At 62.3% G+C, this 20,983-nt stretch carries 10 protein-coding genes; 2 read left to right on the top strand and 8 right to left on the bottom strand.

From position 1 onward, the window contains the following. Positions 1-42: 42 nt before the first annotated feature. On the bottom strand, positions 43-477 hold the full coding sequence (locus tag ACFWEM_RS21780) for an SRPBCC family protein (protein ID WP_378445664.1): 435 nt from the start codon (positions 475-477) through the stop codon (positions 43-45). A 336-nt stretch (positions 478-813) separates the two neighbouring features. On the opposite strand from ACFWEM_RS21780, the gene ACFWEM_RS21775 reads away from it, so the two are divergent. Both ACFWEM_RS21775 and ACFWEM_RS21770 read left to right on the top strand, forming a co-directional pair. After that, positions 814-2,241 (top strand): FAD-binding protein, encoded by a 1,428-nt coding sequence (locus tag ACFWEM_RS21775; protein ID WP_378537168.1) that lies wholly within the window; start codon positions 814-816, stop codon positions 2,239-2,241. Next, positions 2,238-3,539 carry a class I SAM-dependent methyltransferase gene (locus ACFWEM_RS21770; protein WP_230816598.1) on the top strand — a complete coding sequence of 434 codons (1,302 nt, stop codon included), beginning with the start codon at positions 2,238-2,240 and terminating at the stop codon, positions 3,537-3,539. Before ACFWEM_RS21775 ends, ACFWEM_RS21770 begins: the two co-directional genes overlap by 4 nt. A 21-nt stretch (positions 3,540-3,560) precedes the next feature. Here the strand turns inward: ACFWEM_RS21770 and ACFWEM_RS21765 are convergent, their stop codons facing one another. The 7 genes from ACFWEM_RS21765 to ACFWEM_RS21735 form a co-directional block, all read right to left on the bottom strand. Then, entirely contained in the window at positions 3,561-4,613 is a 1,053-nt protein-coding gene (locus ACFWEM_RS21765) for a hypothetical protein (protein ID WP_378536930.1), read from the bottom strand. A 108-nt stretch (positions 4,614-4,721) separates the two neighbouring features. Continuing rightward, positions 4,722-6,863, bottom strand: coding sequence for a 3-hydroxyacyl-CoA dehydrogenase NAD-binding domain-containing protein (locus ACFWEM_RS21760; RefSeq protein WP_378536927.1), 2,142 nt, complete (start codon positions 6,861-6,863; stop codon positions 4,722-4,724). A gap of 45 nt (positions 6,864-6,908) precedes the next feature. Further along, a complete protein-coding gene (locus ACFWEM_RS21755; RefSeq protein ID WP_003943886.1) occupies positions 6,909-8,123 on the bottom strand; it encodes an acetyl-CoA C-acetyltransferase in 1,215 nt (404 codons plus the stop codon). 222 nt (positions 8,124-8,345) lie between these two features. Beyond that, positions 8,346-10,178: a multicopper oxidase domain-containing protein gene (locus tag ACFWEM_RS21750; RefSeq protein WP_378536923.1), complete on the bottom strand. Its 1,833-nt coding sequence runs from the start codon at positions 10,176-10,178 to the stop codon at positions 8,346-8,348. A gap of 87 nt (positions 10,179-10,265) precedes the next feature. Further along, entirely contained in the window at positions 10,266-11,822 is a 1,557-nt protein-coding gene (locus ACFWEM_RS21745; RefSeq protein ID WP_378536920.1) for a hypothetical protein, read from the bottom strand. Continuing rightward, complete coding sequence (locus ACFWEM_RS21740) at positions 11,819-17,944, bottom strand: SDR family NAD(P)-dependent oxidoreductase (RefSeq protein WP_378536917.1); 6,126 nt, start codon at positions 17,942-17,944, stop codon at positions 11,819-11,821. The genes ACFWEM_RS21745 and ACFWEM_RS21740 overlap by 4 nt, the downstream gene beginning before the upstream one ends. 677 nt (positions 17,945-18,621) lie before the next feature. After that, the gene (locus ACFWEM_RS21735) at positions 18,622-20,877 is read right to left on the bottom strand and encodes a DNA polymerase III subunit gamma and tau (RefSeq protein WP_378536913.1); all 2,256 of its coding nucleotides are present in this window, start codon (positions 20,875-20,877) and stop codon (positions 18,622-18,624) included. Positions 20,878-20,983: the final 106 nt, after the last annotated feature.

The raw sequence follows: 20,983 nt of genomic DNA, 5'->3' as shown, positions 1-20,983 counted from the left end.
ACCGGTGAAGGTACGACGCCATCTCTCGACATGCAGAATCAGTCAGACCAGTTCGCGCTTGAGATTGTCCAGGACCTGGGCCTGGATGCGCTGCAGACCCTTCGGAGCGAAGGTGCGCTCGAAGAAGCCGCCGATTCCGGTGGCACCCTGCCACTGGGTGAGCGTCGTAACCGTCGTTCCGGTGCCGTTAGGGGCAACGGTCCAGGTGGTGACGAGACTGGAGTTGGCGTCCTTCTCGGTGATGACGTTGCCGTCGACCGTCACTGTGGCCTTGACGTTGCGCGAACGCTTTTCCGTCGCCTTGAGCGTCCACTGCGCGACGGTTCCGTCACCCTGGCCGCCTTCGACGACCTTGTAGTCGAGGTACTGCTCGGACAGGATTCGCGGGCGAACCGTCTCGTAGTCCGAGAGCGCCGCGAGCACCTTGTCGGGTGCCGCTGTGACGACTATCGAACTCATTGCATTGACCTGACCCATATGCCCTACGTCTCCTTGTTCGACCAACGCGGCTCGATACCGCGAATGACTCTCGAATCCGCACCTCGAACTGCGCAGACATTCCTTTCCATATTGCCTGTCCCGCCCCGGTATCTCGACAATCTGCCCTGTCCTGTGAGCTGGTTCACCTGTTGGCGCATTTATCGAGTTCGTTTGCAACAACTCGATCAAATTCGGGCATTAAGACCCCTCCAGATAGCTTGCACGCGCAACTACCGATAGCGTCAGGGTGTGACTCTCTCGTTCAATGGGGTAGTTCAGAAGTTCGATCGAATCCGGACAAAGCAAGGCCCGGGTTCCGATGCTGCGCGTGAAATGGGGTTCGAGCAGCACAGAGAAGGCGTCGAACGCCTACTCGCGTCATACCGCGCCATTCCCGCCGATGCTTCTGTACGCCTGGCAAAGAAGACATCCAATCTGTTCCGCGCTCGCGCCAAGACGTCGGCCCCCGGCCTCGACGTCAGCGGTCTGGCCGGTGTCATCGCCGTCGATGCGCAGGCGCGCACCGCCGACGTCGCCGGCATGTGCACCTACGAAGACCTCGTCGACGCGACGCTGCCCTACGGGTTGGCGCCATTGGTCGTGCCTCAGCTCAAGACCATCACCCTGGGCGGTGCGGTGACCGGCCTGGGCATCGAGTCCACCTCCTTCCGCAACGGCTTACCGCACGAGTCGGTACTCGAAATCGACGTACTGACCGGAAGCGGCGAGATCATCACCGCAACGCCGGACGGTGAACACGCCGAGCTGTTCTTCGGTTTCCCCAATTCCTACGGCACCCTTGGCTATTCGACGCGATTGAAGATCGCACTCGAACCGGTCGAGAAGTACGTCGCGTTGCGTCATGTGCGCTTCGATTCACTGAAGAAGCTCGAAGAAACGATGGATCGCATCGTCACCGAGCGCGAGTACGACGGGATCGCCGTCGACTACCTCGACGGGGTGGTCTTCACCGATTCCGAGAGCTACCTCACACTCGGCGTGCAAACCGACGAGGAAGGCCCGGTCAGCGACTACACCGACCAGGACATCTTCTACCGGTCGATCCAGCATCCGTCACTCACACAGCCCAAGACGGACCGCTTGACCATTCGGGACTACTTGTGGCGCTGGGACACCGACTGGTTCTGGTGCTCACGGGCTTTCGGTGCACAGAACCCGAAGATCCGGCGCTTCTGGCCCAAGCAGTACCTGCGCAGCAGCTTCTACTGGAAGCTGATTGCCCTCGACCACAAGTACGACATCGGAGATCGCCTCGAAAAGCGCAAGGGCAAGCCCCCGCGCGAACGCGTCGTCCAGGACGTCGAGGTACCCATCGAACGAACCGCGGACTTCGTCTCGTGGTTCCTCGAGGAAATTCCGATCGAACCACTGTGGTTGTGCCCGTTGCGTCTTCGTGAGCCAAGCCCGGCCGCTGCCTCAGCATCGCGGCTGGATCAATTGGCCACATCGCGGCCGTGGCCCCTCTACCCCCTCGAACCCAAGCGCACCTACGTCAACATCGGCTTCTGGTCTTCGGTGCCGATAGTTCCCGGTGAGCGCGAGGGGGCAGCAAATCGACTGATCGAAGAAAAGGTCAGCGATTTCGACGGACACAAATCGCTCTACTCCGACTCCTACTACTCGAAGGAAGACTTCGAGGAGCTGTACTACGGCGGCGACCGGTACATCGGACTCAAGGAACGCTACGACCCGAATTCCCGTTTATTGGATCTATTCTCTAAGGCGGTGCAACGTAAATGACCACGTTCAAAGACTCCAAAAGCCAGGACAAGCTCTCCATCGCAGAGATTCTCGAGACGCTTTCCGACGGCATGCTGCCGCTTCGATTCACCGCGTACGACGGCAGCACCGCCGGCCCCGAAGATGCCGACTACGGACTGCACCTCAAGTCGACTCGCGGAACCACTTATCTCGCAACAGCTCCCGGCGACCTCGGCATGGCCCGCGCGTACGTCTCCGGCGATCTCGAAGCCGAGGGCGTCCACCCCGGTGATCCGTACGAGATTCTGCGCATCATGGGCGACGAACTCCACCTCAAGCGCCCGTCAGCACTGACTCTCGCCAGCATCACGCGCTCGCTGGGCTGGGATCTGTTGCGGCCCATCGCCCCGCCGCCCCAGGAACATCTCCCTCGCTGGCGTCGCGTCGCAGAAGGACTGCGTCACTCCAAGACTCGTGACGCCGAAGTCATACATCACCACTATGACGTCTCCAACACCTTCTACGAGTACGTCCTCGGCCCCTCCATGACGTACACCTGCGCCGCCTATGACAATGCGGAGCAGACCCTCGAAGAAGCCCAGGAGAACAAGTACCGCCTGGTGTTCGAGAAGCTCGGACTTCAGAAGGGTGATCGACTTCTCGACATCGGCTGCGGCTGGGGCTCGATGGTTCGCTACGCGGCCAGGCGCGGCGTCAAGGTGATCGGCGTGACTCTCTCACGCGAACAGGCAGATTGGGCACAGAAGGCCATCGAAGACGAGGGGCTTGCTGATCTTGCGCAGGTCCGCTTCTCCGACTACCGCGACGTCGCGGAGACCGGGTTCGACGCAGTGTCCTCGATCGGCCTGACGGAGCACATCGGCGTCGGAAACTACCCGGCTTACTTCGAGTTCCTCAAGGGCAAGTTGCGCGAGGGTGGGCGTCTGCTCAACCACTGCATCACCCGTCCGGACAACCGAAGCGGCGCCAAGGCAGGCGGATTCATCGACCGGTACGTCTTCCCCGACGGGGAGCTCACCGGATCGGGTCGCATCATCTCCGAGATCCAGAACGTCGGCCTCGAGGTGCGTCACGAGGAGAACCTTCGCGAGCACTACGCACTGACGCTCGCCGGATGGTGCCAGAACCTCGTCGACAACTGGGACGCCTGCGTCGCCGAGGTCGGCGAAGGAACCGCACGCGTCTGGGGCCTGTACATGGCGGGTTCACGGCTCGGATTCGAGCGCAATGTCGTTCAGCTGCACCAGGTTCTGGCCGTCAAGCTCGGCCCCAAGGGTGAGGCGCATGTGCCGCTTCGCCCATGGTGGAAGGCCTAGGGGCACAGCCCCTGTGAGTGGTTAAGGAGTCTCCGCACTCCTTAACCACTCACAGGCCCCGCAGGGGCGATCCCCCGTCCTCACCCAACCTCCCCGCCGCAATACCGTCTCCACCTCGTGCGCAACCTGGCACGGGGTCTTCACCACCTCGTCGAATCCGTAGACCAACCGCGGACGACCTGCCAGCTCTGCCGCATTGTCACGACGGCGATCACGGAATGCCACCTCCGCCATGGAATGCGCCCACCGACCGTCGAGACGCACGATCAGCGGCACACCGAATTCGCTGTAGTCACAATCCTCGTACAACGTGCGGCCGTCGACGCGAATCGGTGACTGGCGTCTGGCCGACGGCAACCCGTGCGCCCGCTCCACGTCGACCGCGTAATGGTATTCGAGCGATGACTGCACCCCATCTGCCAAGACCTTCACCGCACTGTCGAGGGCCTTCCGATATCGACGGGGTGAGCGCTCCTCCATGCGTCGGCGGATGTCCGTCAAACGGATGCGTCCGTTGGTGACTGTGGTGATGAGGCTGACATAGGCCTCGCGCGCAGTCGGTTCTGCGACGGCCAGATCGAGAGCTGTATCAGCCTTGCCGGTGCGCGGCATCTGCGCGTCGACACCGATGTGACGATGAGCCCTCGAACGGTGAACTACAACGCCGGGATGGAGGACAGTGCCGATCATTGGTGACGGATGTCGGTCGGCGCCGAGGCCACGAACGAAAGTGGCAGCCTGAGAGATCGCAGACTTCCCGTACGGAACGGTGATGTGTACTGGTGCAGTGCTGTCCCGCCGACGCATCGACCATTCCTCAGCGGCAGTGTGATGGCTGAGCATCGACGACCCGCCGCCGTACAGAAGCGCCGCTTCGAGTGCGGCATACCTGGTCAATGGGCCCGTGGTGACGGAGTAGACGCCGCGAAGAACAGTTTGCCAGCGTCCGACCTCAACTCGTTGTTTCACGCGAGAGCGCGGAAATCCGATGGCGTGAAGTTGGGTGTGACTGACCAGTCCGTGCTGAGCATCGACGATAACCTGCAATGCATCGATTTCTGTATGTGAAGGCATACGACGAGCCTGCAAATACATACAGAAGGATTTCGCCGAAAAAACCAACCTGTGGATAAAGCTGTGCGCGGTTAGGAAGTGCTGAGACTCCCTAACCGCGCACGGGGGCTATGCCTCTAGCGAAGCCGGCGGGGTGAACCGCGGGCCGTACTGCGCAGCGAGTTCCTTTGCGCGAGCGACGAAGCCGGCAGTGCCGCCCTCGTAGCCGACGATGAACTGGTGAACGCCACCGGTCCAGGCCGGGAACCCGATGCCCATGATGGAGCCGATGTTGGCGTCCGCCGTGGTGATCAGGACGTTCTCGTCGAAGCACTTCTGCGTCTCGATCGCCTCGATGAACAGCATGCGGTCGATGAGGTCCTGGATCGGGGCGTCGGAGGTTCCGGAATTGAAGTTCTCGCGGAGTCCGGACCACAGGCCGGTGCGCTTGCCCTCTGCGTAATCGTAGAAGCCTGCTCCACCGAGCTTGCCCTTACGATCGAACTTCTCAACGAGGGTGTTGATGACCTCGCCGGCCGGATCTGCCGGCAGTTCCTTGCCTTCGGCCTTGGCTGCCTCGGCAGATTCCTTGCGGATCTTCTGCATGAGGGTGAGGTTGAGCTCGTCCGAAAGCTGAAGCGGCGCAGCCGGGTAACCGGCCTGCATACCTGCCTGCTCGATGGTGGCGGGCTCGACGCCCTCGGCGAGCATGCCGATGGCCTCGTTGATGAAGGTTCCGATGACACGTGAGGTGAAGAAGCCACGCGAGTCGTTGACCACGATCGGCGTCTTACGGATTGCCTGGACGTAGTCGAACACGCGAGCCAGAGTCTCGTCGGAGGTCTTCTCACCGCGGATGATCTCCACCAGCGGCATCTTGTCGACGGGAGAGAAGAAGTGGATGCCGATGAAGTCTTCCTGACGCTTCACGCCGGTGGCGAGACCCGTGATGGGCAGCGTCGAGGTGTTCGAGCCCAGCAGGGCCTTGGGATCGACGATGTCCTCGATCTCCTGGAACACCTTGTGCTTGAGTTCCTGGCTCTCGAAGACGGCTTCGATGACGAAGTCGACGCCGGCGAAATCGGCCGGGTCAGCCGTCGGGGTGATCTTGGCGAGGAGTGCGTCGGACTTCTCCTGCGTGGTCTTGCCGCGCGAGAGTGCCTTGGCCTCAATGCCTTCGGAGTACGCCTTGCCCTTGTTCGCAGCCTCGATGGTGACGTCCTTGAGGACGACGTCGAAGCCTGCCTTGGCGGAGACGTACGCGATGCCCGCGCCCATCATGCCTGCGCCGATGACGCCGACCTTCTTGATGGTGGACTTCTCGATGCCTGCCGGACGTGAACCGCCGCCGTTGATCGACTGCAGGTCGAAGAAGAACGCCTGAATCATGTTCTTCGCGACGCGGCCGGTCACCAGGGAGGTGAAGTAACGAGCCTCGATGAGCAGCGCGTTGTCGATGTCGACCTGCGAGCCCTCGACGGCTGCGGCCATGATGGCGCGCGGAGCCGGCATCGGAGCACCCTTGAGCTGCTTGCGCAGGTTCGCGGGGAATGCCGGAAGGTTGGCAGCGAATGCCGGAGTGGACGGGGTTCCGCCGGGGATCTTGTAGCCCTTGACATCCCACGGCTGAACGCCGCCTTCGGGGTTGGCCTTGATCCATGCCTTCGCGGCCGGAACCAGTTCCTCTACCGAGCCGACGACCTCGTCGATGAGGCCGACTTCCTTGGCCTGGACGGGTCCACGCTGCTGTCCCTGAAGCAGGACGCCCATGAGCGCGTTCTGCAGGCCGAGCATCCGCACGGTGCGAACGACGCCGCCGCCACCGGGCAGCAGGCCGAGGGTGACCTCGGGCAGGCCGATCTTGACGCCCTTGACGTCCGCCGCGATGCGGTGGTGGGTCGCGAGAGCAATCTCGAGGCCACCGCCGAGTGCCGCGCCGTTGATGGCGGCGACTACCGGCTTGCCGAGAGTCTCGAGGCGACGCAGGTCTGCCTTGATCTCGACGCTGTGGTTGTAGATCTCCTCGGCCTGCTCGGGGCCGACCTTGATCATGTTCTTGAGGTCACCACCCGCGAAGAAGGTCTTCTTGCCGGAGGTGATGACGGCACCGGTGATGGAGTCCTTCTCGGCGACCAGACGGTCGACGGTGGCCTTCATCGACGCGATGTACGCGTCGTTCATGGTGTTAGCGCCCTGGTTGGGATCGTTGATGGTGAGCACGACGATGCCGTCGGCGTCCTGGTCCCAGTTGATGATGTTCTGATCAGTCACTTTGATTGACTCCTGGTAAGCCTCGTTGGAAGGACGGACGCCGCGTCAGACGCGCTCGATGATGGTGGCAACGCCCATACCGCCGCCGATGCACAGGGTGATGAGGGCGCGCTTGCCGCCACGACGCTCGAGCTCGTCGACCATCGTTCCGGTGATCATCGCGCCGGTTGCTCCGAGCGGGTGGCCCATGGCGATGGCGCCGCCGTTGACGTTGAGCTTCTCGTCCGGGATGTTCAGGTCCTTCTGGAACTTCAGGACGACGGAGGCGAACGCCTCGTTGATCTCGAAGAGGTCGATGTCGTCGACGGTCAGGCCGGCAGCAGCCAGAACCTTCTTCGACGCCGGCGTCGGGCCGGTGAGCATGATGGTGGAGTCGGCTCCGCTGGTGGCGGTGGCGACGACGCGAGCACGCGGCGTCAGGCCCATGTCCTTGCCGGCCTGCTCGCTGCCGACGAGCACGAGTGCAGCGCCGTCGACGATTCCCGAGCTGTTGCCGCCGTGGTGAACGTGGTTGATCTTCTCGACCCAGTGGTACTTCTGCAGCGACACGGCGTCGAATCCGCCGATTTCACCGATCACACCGAATGCGGAAGCCAGGCCGGCGAGGTTCTCGGCCGTGGTGCCGGGACGCATGTGCTCGTCGTTGTCGAGGATGGTGATGCCGTTGATGTCCTTGACCGGCACTACCGACTTGGCGAAGTATCCGCCGGTCCACGCCTTGGCGGCGAGGTCCTGCGAGCGCACGGCGTATGCGTCGACGTCGTCACGCGAGAAGCCCTCGATGGTGGCGATGAGGTCTGCGCCGACGCCCTGCGGGACGAAGTAGTTGTCGTAGTTGGTGGCGGGGTCGAGCGCCCACGGTCCACCGTCGGATCCCATCGGAACGCGGGACATCGACTCGACGCCACCGGCGATCACCAGTTCGTCCCAGCCGGACCGGACCTTCTGGGCAGCCATGTTCACGGCTTCGAGACCGGAAGCGCAGAAACGGTTGAGCTGAACGCCGCCGACGGTGTCGGGCAGTCCCGCATCGTTGACTGCAACGCGGGCGATGTCCATTCCCTGATCGCCAACGGGGGTGACGACGCCCAGGATGAGGTCGGAGATCCGATCCTCGTCGAGGTCGGGAAAGCGCACGCGCAGTTCCTGGATCAGACCCGTGACCAGCGAGATCGGCTTAACCGAGTGCAACGACCCGGTCTTCTTGCCGCGGCCTCGCGGGGTACGGATGGCTTCATAAATGAATGCCTCTGTGGTCACTGTGAGGTGTTCCTTCCGTGTAATTCGTCGAACCGGTCTGCAGATCGTCCGCGCCGCCTTCGGTGGTGGCGCATGGCCGAGGTACAGACCTCAGCCCTTTCACTGTAGAACGTGTTCCAAATTCATGGGAAGGACCGAAGCGATCCTGCTAGGTGACCGAGGTGATCCGACGTGCGTGCGCCTGCCCGCTCCGGTTCATTTCGAGTGCGCTTCCGGCGGCGCTCACGGCACGATTCGATAGGGCAGCATCATGTCGTGATCTTCGTGGTCGAGTAGGTGGCAATGCCACACGTATCCCTGGAGTTGACCAGCGTTACTCATACCTTGGTTACTCGTACCGTGGTGACCACTTCCCTGATGCGTCTGATCGCCACCAGTCATCCCCACACTCGGAAGTCGCTCGAACATCGCGTCGGGATCGAAACCCAGCTCGTCCGCGGTCGGGAATCGCACGATGATCCGCGTGACCGTGCCACCGTCCACCCTGACGGTGTCCTTCATCCCCGCTTCCCACGGCGCCGGCGCGATCATCGGTCCCGCCTCGAACCCGTCGGGCGACGGAGTCCACTTGTTGCCGATCACCGGCTGCGGATGACGGATGAGGTAGTCCAGCGTCCGCATCGGTGTTCGGCCGAGGATTCGGAAGTTCACCAGGTGCAGGTGAATCGGATGCGGGTCGGGTGTGGTGTTGACGATGTTCCACTGCTCGACGATGCCCTGCCGCGGCCTCTCGACGTCGGTGGTGCTGAACGTCAGGTTGTTCAGCGTCATCTGAGCCGGCGGATTCCGCAGTTCCAGTTGCTGGCTCACCGTCACCGTGCGAACTACCGTCGGCGGCTCCAACGGAGCGAGAACGTCGCGCTGCCGCCTCCCACCGCGCAGTCGCGTCGGAACACCTCCCGTGAAACCGCGTCTGGAATCGCCGCGGAACCGGCAGAACAGCGGCATCGTCACTTCACCGATGACAGCGGCGGGCAGCGGTGGCGCCTCGTCGTTGCGAAGCTCCACCGTCGACCCCTCCGACAGTCCGGTGAAATCGACGAGGAGGTCGTACCGCTCCCCAGGTGCGCAGCGGAAGGCATTGACCGCGACGGGTGCGTCGAGCATTCCGGCGTCGTTGCCGATGACCCAGAACGTCATCATGTTCGAGAAGTGGAGATTCCACACACTTGCCGACGAGGCATTGACGACCCTGAAACGGTAAAGGCCCCGAGCCACAGCCAGTTCCGGCCAGACCTTGCCGTTGACCAATCCGACGTCCCCCACCGCGCCGCCTTCCCACGATCCTTCCGGTATCAAGATGGTGGATCGGCCGCTCTGAGCGCCTGCCGGCGTGAAGATCTTCTCCTGCAAGATCAGCGGGATCTCGAATTCCTCGGCCGGCAGCCCCAACGGATTTCCCAGCTTGCCGGTGTCGAATTCGTCCCTGATCAGATAGTTGCCGATCAGACCGGCGTAGACGTTGAGCCGGGTGGTGCCCATCGCGTGATCGTGATACCAGAGGTGCGCAGCTTCCTGCCCGTGCGAAAAGTGATGCATCGCAGCCTGTCCCGGCATCACCAGCAACTCCGGATGGCCATCGCTCTCGGGCGAAGTGACTCCTCCGTGCAAGTGCAACGACGTCGGCGGATTCGCGCGAAAATCGGCCTGCATTCCGTGCAATGTCATATCCATGTCCGCAGCCAGCGGATGCCCGGCGAGATTGTTCTCGAACGTCAACATGATCGGCTCGTCCGAATGCGCCTCGACGGTGGGGCCCAAATAGCCGCCGCCGAACTCTGCGCTGCTGTACGACAAGGCGGGAGACGACGGAAAATCCCGATGAAATACGTGTGTCCCGACCTGCGCCGTCAGAGTGATCTCACTGCCGAAAAGCATGGGAAGTGAGGGAAGCTCGTCACAAAACGGCTCGAACTCCGGTGAATGAAAAATCAACGGAGACTCGATATCCACACTCCCCGCCGGAGCAGCACTCGCCTTTGCTCCCAAAGCAACAGCCGCTGTGCCGACTAACGACCCCTTCAGAACTGACCGCCTCGAAACTCCGGTACCCATACTTGCCCCTCCCCGTCGAAACGGGTTGCGTTCTCCCGTAAGGAAAACGCAACCCGTTTCTCTACTTCGATCTCGGAAATCCCCCGTCTACTTTCCGTCGATCGCCTCCAGTACCGAATCGATCAGCGACTGTGGAAGATTCGACGGCGGAGCAATATCCAGGGCTCCAGGAGCGCTCGGTATCGTCCAGATAGTTCGATGACGAGCGATCGCGAGCTTCTCCCGCGATCCATCCGGATGGACCTTGAAATACTCGAACTCGAGGTCGATCCCCTTCTCGTAGAGAGCTGCCAAAGACATCGTGACGAGCACATCGTCGAACGGCATGACCTCACGCAAATGCTCCACCCGCGTGTGCACACAACTCAGTTCACCCAGAGCGCCGCGGGCCGCCAAGGCCTCACGCTGAGAACGGACCAGGAACTTGTCCCGAACCCTCGACTGCCAGATGTAATAGTTGCCGAAGTAGACGTTGCCCACGACGTTTCCGTCTTGCAGCGTCGTCGAGAACACCTCGGATTCGAGTAGATACGGGTTGCGCGGCACCATCGGAGCCGAGCGAATCACCGAACCACGATCGACGTCCTTCGGCTCGGCCGGGACCGCAACGCTCTTCGCCCCCGTCGGAATCGTCATCGGCTCGATGAAATCGTGGAAGTACTGCGGCATCGGCCGTGCCGCCACCACGCCGTGGGAGAGAATTTCCACCCATGTCGTCTGCATCGCGCTCCACCCGATGTGGGTGCGCGTCTCACCGTCGACTCGGCACCATTCGACATGCAGATTGGTGGTTGCCCGATCCGGACCGGTGAGCTCGGTGATCCAGATCGTCCCCTCGACAATGTCGTCGGTGTACAGGTTCGCATCGATGAACACCTCGGAGTTGTTGGTCACCATGCCCCAACGACCCGTCGCCATGTCTTCGACGATCTGCTTCGAGATCGGTCCGGTCCCCCTCTCCCGCAAAGCACCCAGCCACAGGGCGAAGCTCGCGAACCCCACTGATCCACCGACGTTGCACGCGTCCCGGAACCCGACGGGGAACCGGATCGACACCGCCGGATAGCCGCTGCGTGCCACCACATGCACGTCGGAGCCGTAGGCCATCGGATCGAACTGTGCGAGAGACTTCGCCGACAACGGCCCGGTGTCGAACTGTGGTGCCGGGTCGTGCGCCGGTTCTTCCGCATCCTCCTCGTGAGTCACGAACGCGAGAATTCGCTCCTCGTTATCCGTCAACAGAGCTGGAAAAGTCAGAACCACCACGCTTCCCTCCGCGCCGCCGCGGAAGGTCACAGCGTCGTCCTCCCTGGCACCCATCGCCAGAGAAACCGACATCTGGCCCGTGGCCTTTCGGATCGCCTCGGCCGCCGCCCACAGCCTGGTTCCCGCACGATCGAGTGATTCGCCGCCCGCGATCAACTCGTCCAGCAGCGGAATCCGCGCCGAACCCAGAAGTGCCTTCCACTGCACGACGGTTCGGGCGCGAATCGGTTCGATGTCGCATCCCTGCGGCCAGTCACCTGCGGAGCTGAGAGACTTACTACCGTCGTGCGAGAGCGAGACATCCACCGATGGTGGAACGTCACCGACAACGACGGGCTTTCCGGTTTCCTGCCATTCGATGGCAAAGGCATTGCTCATTTGATCACCGCATCCTCATCGAGATGAATGTTCACGGCCGCCTCGGCGATCGGTTTCTCCTGCTCGTGGCGTTCCGACTTGGTCAGCTCGTGAATCCCCGGGGTATGTGCGACCACAACCCGCGGGCTCTTCACTCCCAACGCCCGGCTGTGTTGCGCGAGCTTGTCGAGAATGATCTGCGCATCACGCGCGGTCGGGTCCGCGATTTCCTCAGCTGTAGGCCTACTTTCGTCGTGCGAGAGAATCTGGGAGCGGTACCCCTCGAGCTGGATCACCACCCGCCCGTCCTTCACCACTGCCACGTCGGCTTGCATGTGGGTCTCGGTCTGCACCTTGTCGTAGGCGTACGCGGTGAACGAACGAGCCTCGAATCGCCCGTCGTACATGTCGATTCGGGCGATGTTGACCGGAAGGCAGATCTCCCGCGGAACCATGACCTGCCCCGATTGCAGCAGTGAATCCAGGAAGTAAGGATCACCGAGGAGGTGCTGCCTACGGTCGGCGCGCGAAATAGCGCTGAAGAGAATGTGCTCGGAGTCGAGACTCGAGATCTCTTCGAGTCGGCGGAAATCGCCCTCCTGGAACAGCAACCACGAGTAGAGATCGTCCAACGGATCGATGTCGAGCACCGGTCGCGGCAATTCCCTCTCGAACTCAGGCAGTGTTTCGTCCAGCCCGAAGATGAAGTCGGCCGAGAAATGGGGCCGCCCGTACCCGGTCCGTTCGGTGCCGATCGTGACATGCACCCGCGTTCCGGCGGCATCACGATCCTGCTCGACGACGCTTGCCCTGATCTCGATTCTGGTGCCCTCGACCGTGTCGACGACGATCGGTCGATCCAGCTTGATGTCGTCGATACGGACACGGCCCAGGGTCACCCGTCCCGTGACATAGGCTGCCGCCTGCGACATCGCCTCGAGCCCGAAGACCGTCGGCAGCAACGCCGATCCCTTCCAGACATGGTCGAGGACAAACGAATCCGCCGAGGTGGACAACGTCGTTCGGGTCGCGAGTTCTACGTGCGGCTCGAACGTCACGATTTGGTCGATGTAGCGCGACACCGCCGGCAGAGCCGGCGCTGCGGGAGCCCAGGTGTCGAGACCCCCGAGTCGACTGGTCACGACGATGCGACTCGCCTCGGGTCCACTGTCGACCAGACGAAGGAAGTGATCCACTCCCGCAGCCGTCGAAATCGGCATGACACCCATCTTCGCGAGGTGGTTGACGCTGCCCATGCGGGCGCCCATCCCTGTCTCTCCCCACACGCTGTACGCGAGCGAGAACGTCCGAGTCTTCGGGTGCCCGGCGGCATACCGCACCACCATTTCGTCGAGAAGCTCGTTTCCGTATGCATACCAGCTGTTTCCGGGCATACCAGTGAATCCGATGATGGAAGAGAAGCCCACGAACAGCTTCAACTCGCGTTCAGCGAGCGCTTCCACGAAGTTGGCTGCGCCCAGGACCTTCGGTGCAACCTCCTTGAAAGCCGCAGCGCTGTCGACTCTCTCGAACCGCCGCGGAACGTTCGCCCCCGCACCGTGGACAAACCCGGTGATCGGCCCCACCTCGATCTCGATCTGAGTGACGATGCCGGCCACCGCCGCAGCATCCGTGACGTTGCAGCGATAGTAGTGGGCACTCAAACCGGCAGACGTGAAGTCCGCAAGAGTGGAGGCGATTTCGTCACCGGCCTGCCGCTGAGAGCTTCCGATCAGTACCAGTTCGGCGCCGGTCTTTCGGCCCAGCGCCAGAGCGCATTGCGCCATGATGCCTTTCGCGCCTCCGGTCACGACCACAACATCCGAACGTCCCAGCCCACTTTCCCGGACGGTGTAGTCGTTCGAGGCGAGCACCCGCGGTTGCAGTGCCGTGCGCGCCAGCTCGGCGTCGTAAGTCGCGAACACATAGGGTGCAACCGAATCCAACTCGGAGACGGCAGTGGTTGCCACCTCCGCGTCCGCTGTCGAGCCGTCGAATCCTAGGACGCGTACATCCAGCTCGGGGCGCTCGTGATGCACCGAAGCTGCAAAAGCCGCCGCACTCGGCACCGGCGCTGGATTGCTCAACTCGGCATCGATGAACTGAACCACCGCCAATGTGGTTCGCGCGCCACCACTTTGCTGCGCCGGAACTATTCTGTGCATGTGTTCGATTCCGCGGCGCAAGCCGATTTCGGTGACGGAATCATCGGTCACGCGCGGCATTACCGCAATCACGTGGTGTGCGTTCGCAGTGTCGGCGTCGGAGAATGTCCGGGTGTCGACCTGGGCGCCACGGCCTCGAAGTTCGGATTCCAATCTTCCGACCAAACCGGCGTCGTCACCGATGACGACAAACGTCGCGGCCGTGAGGTCGCGGACTTCGTGCAACGCTGTCTCGCTCCGAACCTTTTCCAGGGTGTAATCGCGAACCCAGGTGAAGCTGTCGGCCGATATACCCTGCGACTTCGTCGGCAGCGCCCGCGCAGCCGGCTGCTGCTGACCCGACATCTCCTTCGCGGACCGATCGAGCACCTCGATCAGTTCACCCAGGCTGACGTTGACGAGTTCGGCCGGATCCAGGTCGCCCTGAACACCCAACCGTGTTGCCACCGTGGCTATTGCATCGGCAGCCTTGATCGAGTCCATGTTCAGGTCGTCGAGCAGGTGGAGATCCACATCGAGAGACCCCACCGGAAATCCGGTGTCCTCTGCGATTACCTCGAGCAGGATTCGCGACACGTCCGATTGCCCCGAATGCGCTACTGGAACGGCAGCTACTGGAACGGCAGTGCCGGCATTCGGCGATGCCGCAAGGATCAGCGATGCAGCTTCTCCGATGGTGGCGTTGGCCAACTCGGCAGGGTCGAGGTCGACAACCTCGAATTGATGCGCAACCTTCGAAATAGCCTCTGCCGCACTGATCGAGTCGAGATTCAGATCATCGAGCAGACGCAAATCCGTCGTGATCGACTCGGCCGGGAACCCTGTGGTGCCGGCGAGGATCCTGATCAGCTCACTTTCCACGGACCCCGCGCCCGCGACAGCCGGCTCTTCGACCACCGGAGCCGAAACCGGCGCAGGAGCTTTCGCTGCTACAGATTCGTGGCCGTTGGTGACTGCCCGCGAAGTCGGAGCAGATGGAGAAGACGGAGAAGTCGCTCCACTGCCTACATCCGCGCGAATGACGTCGACGAGGAAGTTCCCGCGTCGGCTCAGGTAATCGGCCAGCGCCGCAGCCGGATCCCCGCCGGACGTACCAACTGCGAGCGGTTCGGGAGCAGATTTAACCGTCAGCTTCGCCTCGGCCAGGTTCTCGATGAACACCTTCTGATCGGCGGGAACGAATTCGCGCACGAAGCGGCCGTCGAAAAGTTCGTTCCAGCGGACCTGAGCGCCGTGTACGTACATCGCGGCCAGTGCGACGTTGAAGTCCTCGTCACGTCCGGACTTGGACGCAACGGGGAAGCAGCGCACGCCGTCGGTCCCGTTGATCGCCTTGGTGAGCCCGGTCAGCACACGGCCGGGTCCGACCTCGACAAGCAGGTCCACCTCCTGCGAGATCCCACGTACCGTCTTGATCCAGTCGACCGGTGAGACAACCTGTTTGGTGACCAATTCGCGAAGTGCCACTGGCGTCTGGACGCGTTCCCCTTCAACGCAGGAATATACGGGGCAGGTCAGCGAATCGACGTGCTCGTCAACGGGCGCAGTGGACTTCAGCTCCCGCTCGGCCTCGTTCATCATCTCGGAGTGGAAAGCATTCGACACGGCAAGCGCCTGGGCCGACACTCCGCGCGTCTTCGCGATGGCAACCACATCGTCGACCGCGTCCTTGGTACCCGAAACCACTGTCTGCGTCGGCGTATTCAGATTCGCGACGGTCGCATATCCGTTTGCTTCCGCGATGATCGCCTCAGCCGTCGATCGGTCGCAGGTCAGGCTCGCCATTGCGCCGTTTCCGCCACCACTGACCGCCATCGCCGCGCCCTTCGCCGCAGCCAAGGTGATCAGCGTCTTCTTGTCGTAAGCCCCTGCCACGTAGAGGGCTGTCAGCTCCCCGAGACTGTGCCCGGCAACGGCAGTGGGTGTGACGCCCAAACGGTGGAGGTACTCGAACCACAGTAGCGACGCCAAGGCAACGGCGGGCTGGGTGAACTGCGTCTGGGCGAGGTCCCTCTTCCACTTCGCCAATTCCGCAGCGTCAGCGCTCTTGACCGGGTTCCGCAGAATCCGCGGCGTGATCGCTTCCGCTCCCGCATCCTCCAGCCAGCCGTCGGCCTCGTTCGCCAGTTCACGCGCCCACTCGAAACGCTCGATCAGCACGCGAGCCATCTCGAGCTGTTGTGATCCCTGTCCCGGGAACAGGAACCCGATGTCGTGACGAACGTTGTTCGAGATCGATATCTCGTTGCTGACCACCTTGACCTGGCCGGCCGCGGGCGCAGAGTTCTCGCAGATGACGGCGAGTTGGCGCATGCGTTCGGCCAACTGCGCGGGTCGACCTGCCACCACTGCGGCCCGGAAGGGCGCGGTCGGCGAGATCACCCGCGAGAGCTTCGCCGAAAAGTCCAGCAGCTCGGCAACACTCAACGGAACTGCCAGATCTGCGACATCCCGCGCTCGGGTCGCCAAGTCCATGGCGGAATCTGCGGAAAGTACGAAGACCTCGGTGTCCTGGTACGACGCCATCATGGTGCGGACGTCGCGCGAAGGTGTCAGCTTGCTGGACGGTGCATCAGCCGATTCGATGGCGACGTGGCAGTTGATACCGCCGAATCCCATGGCCTGCGCACCGGCGCGCATCTTCTCGGACGGATCTCTGATCTCGCCGTTGACGAGCGGAAAGAGCGCTGGCGCTTCGGTTCCGAACGCCGGGTTCGGGTCGGTGCAACCGGCGATCGGCGGAAGGATTCGTTGGTTGACGGCCATTGTCGCCTTGATCAGTGCAAGGATGCCCGACGCCGCCTTCGTGTGCCCGATCAGCGACTTCAGCGAGGTCATACCGATGCTGCGAGCCTCGACGGGCCCGTCCGTCTGCGCGGCCTGCTGGACGCCGGCAAGTTCGACGGGGTCCCCGACAGGAGTGCCAGTTCCGTGTCCTTCGACAAAGGCAACCTCGCTGGCAGCGAATCCTGCTCCCGAGTATGCGCGACGGATCATTTCGGCCTGAGTTTCGGCGCGGGGCTTGGTAATTCCACCCTTGCCATCGGTGGAGATGCCCCAGCCGCGAATCGTCGCGTACACGTAGTCACCGTCTGCCCTGGCGTCCTCGAGCCGTTTCAAGGCCACGAATCCACAGCCTTCACCCGGGATGAATCCGCTTCGGCTTGCGTCGTACACGTTCATGTCACCGCGTGTCAGTGCACCCAAACGCGCGAATCCCACGAGTTCCAAAGGATCTAAGCTGACGTCGACTCCACCTGCCAAGACGAAGTCGGCCGCGCCGGACGCCAGCTTTTCCGCCGCAGTCGCCACCGCGAGCATGCCGGACGCGCACGCACCGTCCACGACGTACCCGCCGCCGTTGAAGTCGAGGTAGTTGCAGATCCGACCGGCAATCGTATTCGACAACATACCGGCCAGAGTGTCTTCACTCGGCTCCACCAGCGGGCCTTTGTAGACCTCTTCCATCGTCTCGGCGAGGGCATCGACGACGGAACTGTCCAACTGGCGCGCTTCGGCCGCCACAGCGAGGGCGCGCTTGACATAAGGCCAGCGCAAACGCATCGACCACATCCGGGATTCTTCACCGGTAAGGGAGTTGCCGACGATTGCGGCGCTGCGGCCAGTGGGTACCGATCCTCGGCTGTAGCCCGCGTCCGTCAAAGCGCCGAGTGCTGTTTCCAGCGCCAACCAGTGTGTGAGATCTGTCGACTTGAAGGTCCGCTCCGGGATCCGGCGCCCGACCCAGTCGAATTCGAATCCGTCCATGAACGCGCCCCGGTCGGCATACGTTCTGTCGACGTCGTCGGGATTTGCGCTCCAATAGTCGTCGAGAGACATCCGCGACTCGGGAAACTTTCGGAATTGCATCCGGCGCGCAAGGACGTTCTCCCAAAATCCTTGCAGATCGTGTGCACCGGGAGACCACATGCTCATCCCGACTATCGCAATTGCAGGATTAGTTGAATCTTCAGTCATCTTACACTTCCTATTTTCACGCGCATCCACGGGAGACTCAATCGACCGAAGACTAACCACGCGTTCGTCGGCGTGTAAAACGCAGATTCACCTCAAGGCATAACCAAATAACAAAGATTGTTCGAGATCGCGAACATGTTTCAGCAATTTTTCCGCAATCGACAATTAGCTGTAACTTCGAGTTACTCGTTTGCCTAACTCGACGTCAAACTCCGGCTGGAACATCCGTATCTGATCCTGGATTCAAAGCCGTCCAATCCAGACATACAGCAAATATGCAGTTGAGCATCCGTTAAATCGGCACAATGCCGAATATGTGGCCAATTCGCCGAATGTCCCAAATTGGTCGATCGACACAAAACAAACATCTGCAAGGTTCAATCTGAACATTCGTGACACGCTGAGAGTTAGCAATATTGATCGAACGTCGGTCGATCGACAAGAAATCTCAGATATTCTTCGGCGGTCATCGTACGAATCGAAGTTTCGTTACAGCGAAACTGGGCGAACAAATGTGCCAGCAAACCAGCCACAGCATTTTCAGCATTGACTGACCGAGCGACTGCACCCTCGACGCCCGCGAAGAGCAACGACGAGTCACTTATAACGATTCGATCACGCGGCCTGTCTCGCGACATTCCGGCCGTTGTTCCGCCCACAAGGGACGCGTCAGCGACTCAACTTTCGAGTCTGCGGGCTCCAAGGACGTCCTTGAGTAGTTCCTTGGCAACATCCTCGGGATCGCGTCTGGCCGTCGGGTCCGCGGGCTCGGCCGCCTCCGCGAACATTTCGTCCTCGTCCTCACGCGTTGCAGGCGGAGGAGTTGCCTCGTAGTCGACCTCGGGAGCGGGGGCCGGTCCAGGGTCTTCCGGGTAGTCGGGAGCCTCGGGCGGCGGAATGTCGTCCGAATCCCCACGCTGGGGCTGCGGAGCCTTGGGCTGCTGCGCCGCGCGTTCCTGACTGGGGCGCGAGAATCGCGGCGCAGCGGCCGGGCGAGTCGGAGCCTCTGCCGCCTTGGGCGTGCTCGACCCGGCAGGCGCGGGCGGCGCACCTTCCTGGTACTCGACTTGCCAAGTGCCACCGAACATCTCGGTAAGGACCTCGCAGATGACCGCTGCGTTATGCGGTTGCGTCACACGAGCACCCAGAACCGGCGAGCCGTGAGCAATGACCACGACGTGACCACGCACGTCGTGAACCGTAGCAGCGGACAGCATGGCCGGCAGAACCTTGTTTCGTTCACCGACCTTGTTGCGCAAGGTGTTCCACGATTCACGAAGTGTCTCGACCGTGGGGCCGGCCGAGACCGGCGCAACTTCTGCAGCCGCCGGCTCCTCGAACTCGGGCTCGGCCTCGGGCTCGTAGTCGGGTTCCGGCTCGGAAAGTCCGATCGGCTCTTCCGCTTCGACAGTAGCTGGAGTCGGTAGTTCAACCACGGGAGCTTCAACCACGGGAGCCTCAACCACAGGAGCTTCGACCACCAGCGGTTCGGCAACGGGAGGCTCCACGATCTCAACGGCGGGAGGCTCGACGACTGGGGGCTCGACGACTGGGGGCTCGACGACGGGAACTGCCGCTACCGGAGGCTCGACGACAGGAGCCTCGACAACCGGCGGCGCCGCCGCGGGAGCAGGCGCGGCTGGTTCCGGCCGTGCCTCAGGCTCGGCCTTACGTTGGGAGGGCCGTTGGAACTTGGAAGCAATCTCCGGTTCGAGCGGCGGCACGGTCGGTGCCGGCGTTGCTGCCGCGCGAGGGGCAGCGGCAGCCGCGACTCCGGCAGCCGGAATACCTTGTTCCAGGCGCTCGAGCCGCTGCAATACAGCTGACTCGGTGTCCGAAGCAGAGGGAAGCAGCATTCGCGCGCACATCACCTCGAGCAGCAGCCGCGGCGCCGTCGCCCCACGCATTTCGCTGAGCCCGGCATGGACGGTCTCGGCGAAACGGGTGAGCGTGGCCGGACCGACTCGCTGAATCTGCTCACGCATCGTGACCAGCTCTGCCTCGGGTGCGTCGACCAACCCTCGTTCGCTGGCGTCGGAGACAGCCTGCATCAAAATGAGATCACGCAGACGTTCGAGGAGATCCAGCGCGAAGCGGCGTGGGTCGTGACCGGCGTCCATCACGCGATCGACAGTGCCGAACAAGGCGGCTCCGTCACTGGCGGAGAGAGCATCGACGGCTTCGTCGATGAGCGCGACGTCGGTGACTCCGAGAAGGGAGAGCGCGCGCGGATACGTGACACCTTCTTCTCCGGCGCCCGCGAGCAGCTGATCGAGGACACTCAACGAGTCTCGAGGCGAACCACCGCCGGCCTTGATTACCAGCGGATATACGGCGGGCTCGACCGGTACGCCCTCCTGGGCGCAGATCTTTTCCAGGAGTCCGCGCATGGTCGACGGCGCCAACAGGCGGAACGGGTAATGGTGTGTACGCGAGCGAATGGTGGGGAGAACCTTTTCGGGTTCCGTCGTCGCAAAGATGAAGATGAGGTGTTCCGGCGGCTCTTCGACAATCTTGAGCAGCGCGTTGAAGCCCGCCGCCGTCACCATGTGTGCCTCGTCGATGATGAAGACGCGATAACGAGAAGCGGCCGGTGCGTGGAAGGCCTTGTCTCGGAGTTCTCGCGTGTCGTCGACGCCACCGTGACTTGCGGCGTCGAGTTCGGTGACGTCCAGGTTGCCTGTGCCGCCCGGGCCCAGCGAAACGCACGAGTCGCACACGTCGCACGGCGTCGAGGTCGGACCCTTCTCACAGTTCAGTGAACGCGCAAGGATGCGCGCCGACGACGTCTTTCCACAGCCACGTGGGCCGGAAAAGAGATAGGCATGGTTGATGCGTCCGGTGTCGAGGGCCGTGCTGAGCGGTGCGGTGACATGCTCCTGCCCCACCACCTCGGCGAAGGACGCGGGTCGATACTTCCGGTACAGGGCCACGCGCAAAGACTACCGGCGACCCACGACAGGTGGTCCGGTGCGGGTGCAACGCCGACTTCTCCCGAAACATGTTCGCAACACAATCGCAGTGCGTAGGAAACCGCAC

The sequence above is a fragment of the Rhodococcus sp. NPDC060176 genome, from assembly GCF_042728675.1.
Taxonomy (GTDB): Bacteria; Actinomycetota; Actinomycetes; order Mycobacteriales; family Mycobacteriaceae; genus Rhodococcus_F.
The sequence above is the reverse complement of the archived record's forward strand: the minus strand, read 5'-3'. Positions and strand labels throughout refer to the sequence as shown.

Excerpts from the sequence above, each read along its gene's own strand:
- ACFWEM_RS21780 (WP_378445664.1), bottom strand. The coding sequence starts at position 477 with ATGGGTCAGGTCAATGCAATGAGTTCGATAGTCGTCACAGCGGCACCC.
- ACFWEM_RS21750 (WP_378536923.1), bottom strand. The coding sequence starts at position 10,178 with ATGGGTACCGGAGTTTCGAGGCGGTCAGTTCTGAAGGGGTCGTTAGTC.
- ACFWEM_RS21740 (WP_378536917.1), bottom strand. The coding sequence starts at position 17,944 with ATGACTGAAGATTCAACTAATCCTGCAATTGCGATAGTCGGGATGAGC.
- ACFWEM_RS21770 (WP_230816598.1), top strand. The coding sequence starts at position 2,238 with ATGACCACGTTCAAAGACTCCAAAAGCCAGGACAAGCTCTCCATCGCA.
- ACFWEM_RS21775 (WP_378537168.1), top strand. The coding sequence starts at position 814 with ATGGGGTTCGAGCAGCACAGAGAAGGCGTCGAACGCCTACTCGCGTCA.
- ACFWEM_RS21745 (WP_378536920.1), bottom strand. The coding sequence starts at position 11,822 with ATGAGCAATGCCTTTGCCATCGAATGGCAGGAAACCGGAAAGCCCGTC.
- ACFWEM_RS21765 (WP_378536930.1), bottom strand. The coding sequence starts at position 4,613 with ATGCCTTCACATACAGAAATCGATGCATTGCAGGTTATCGTCGATGCT.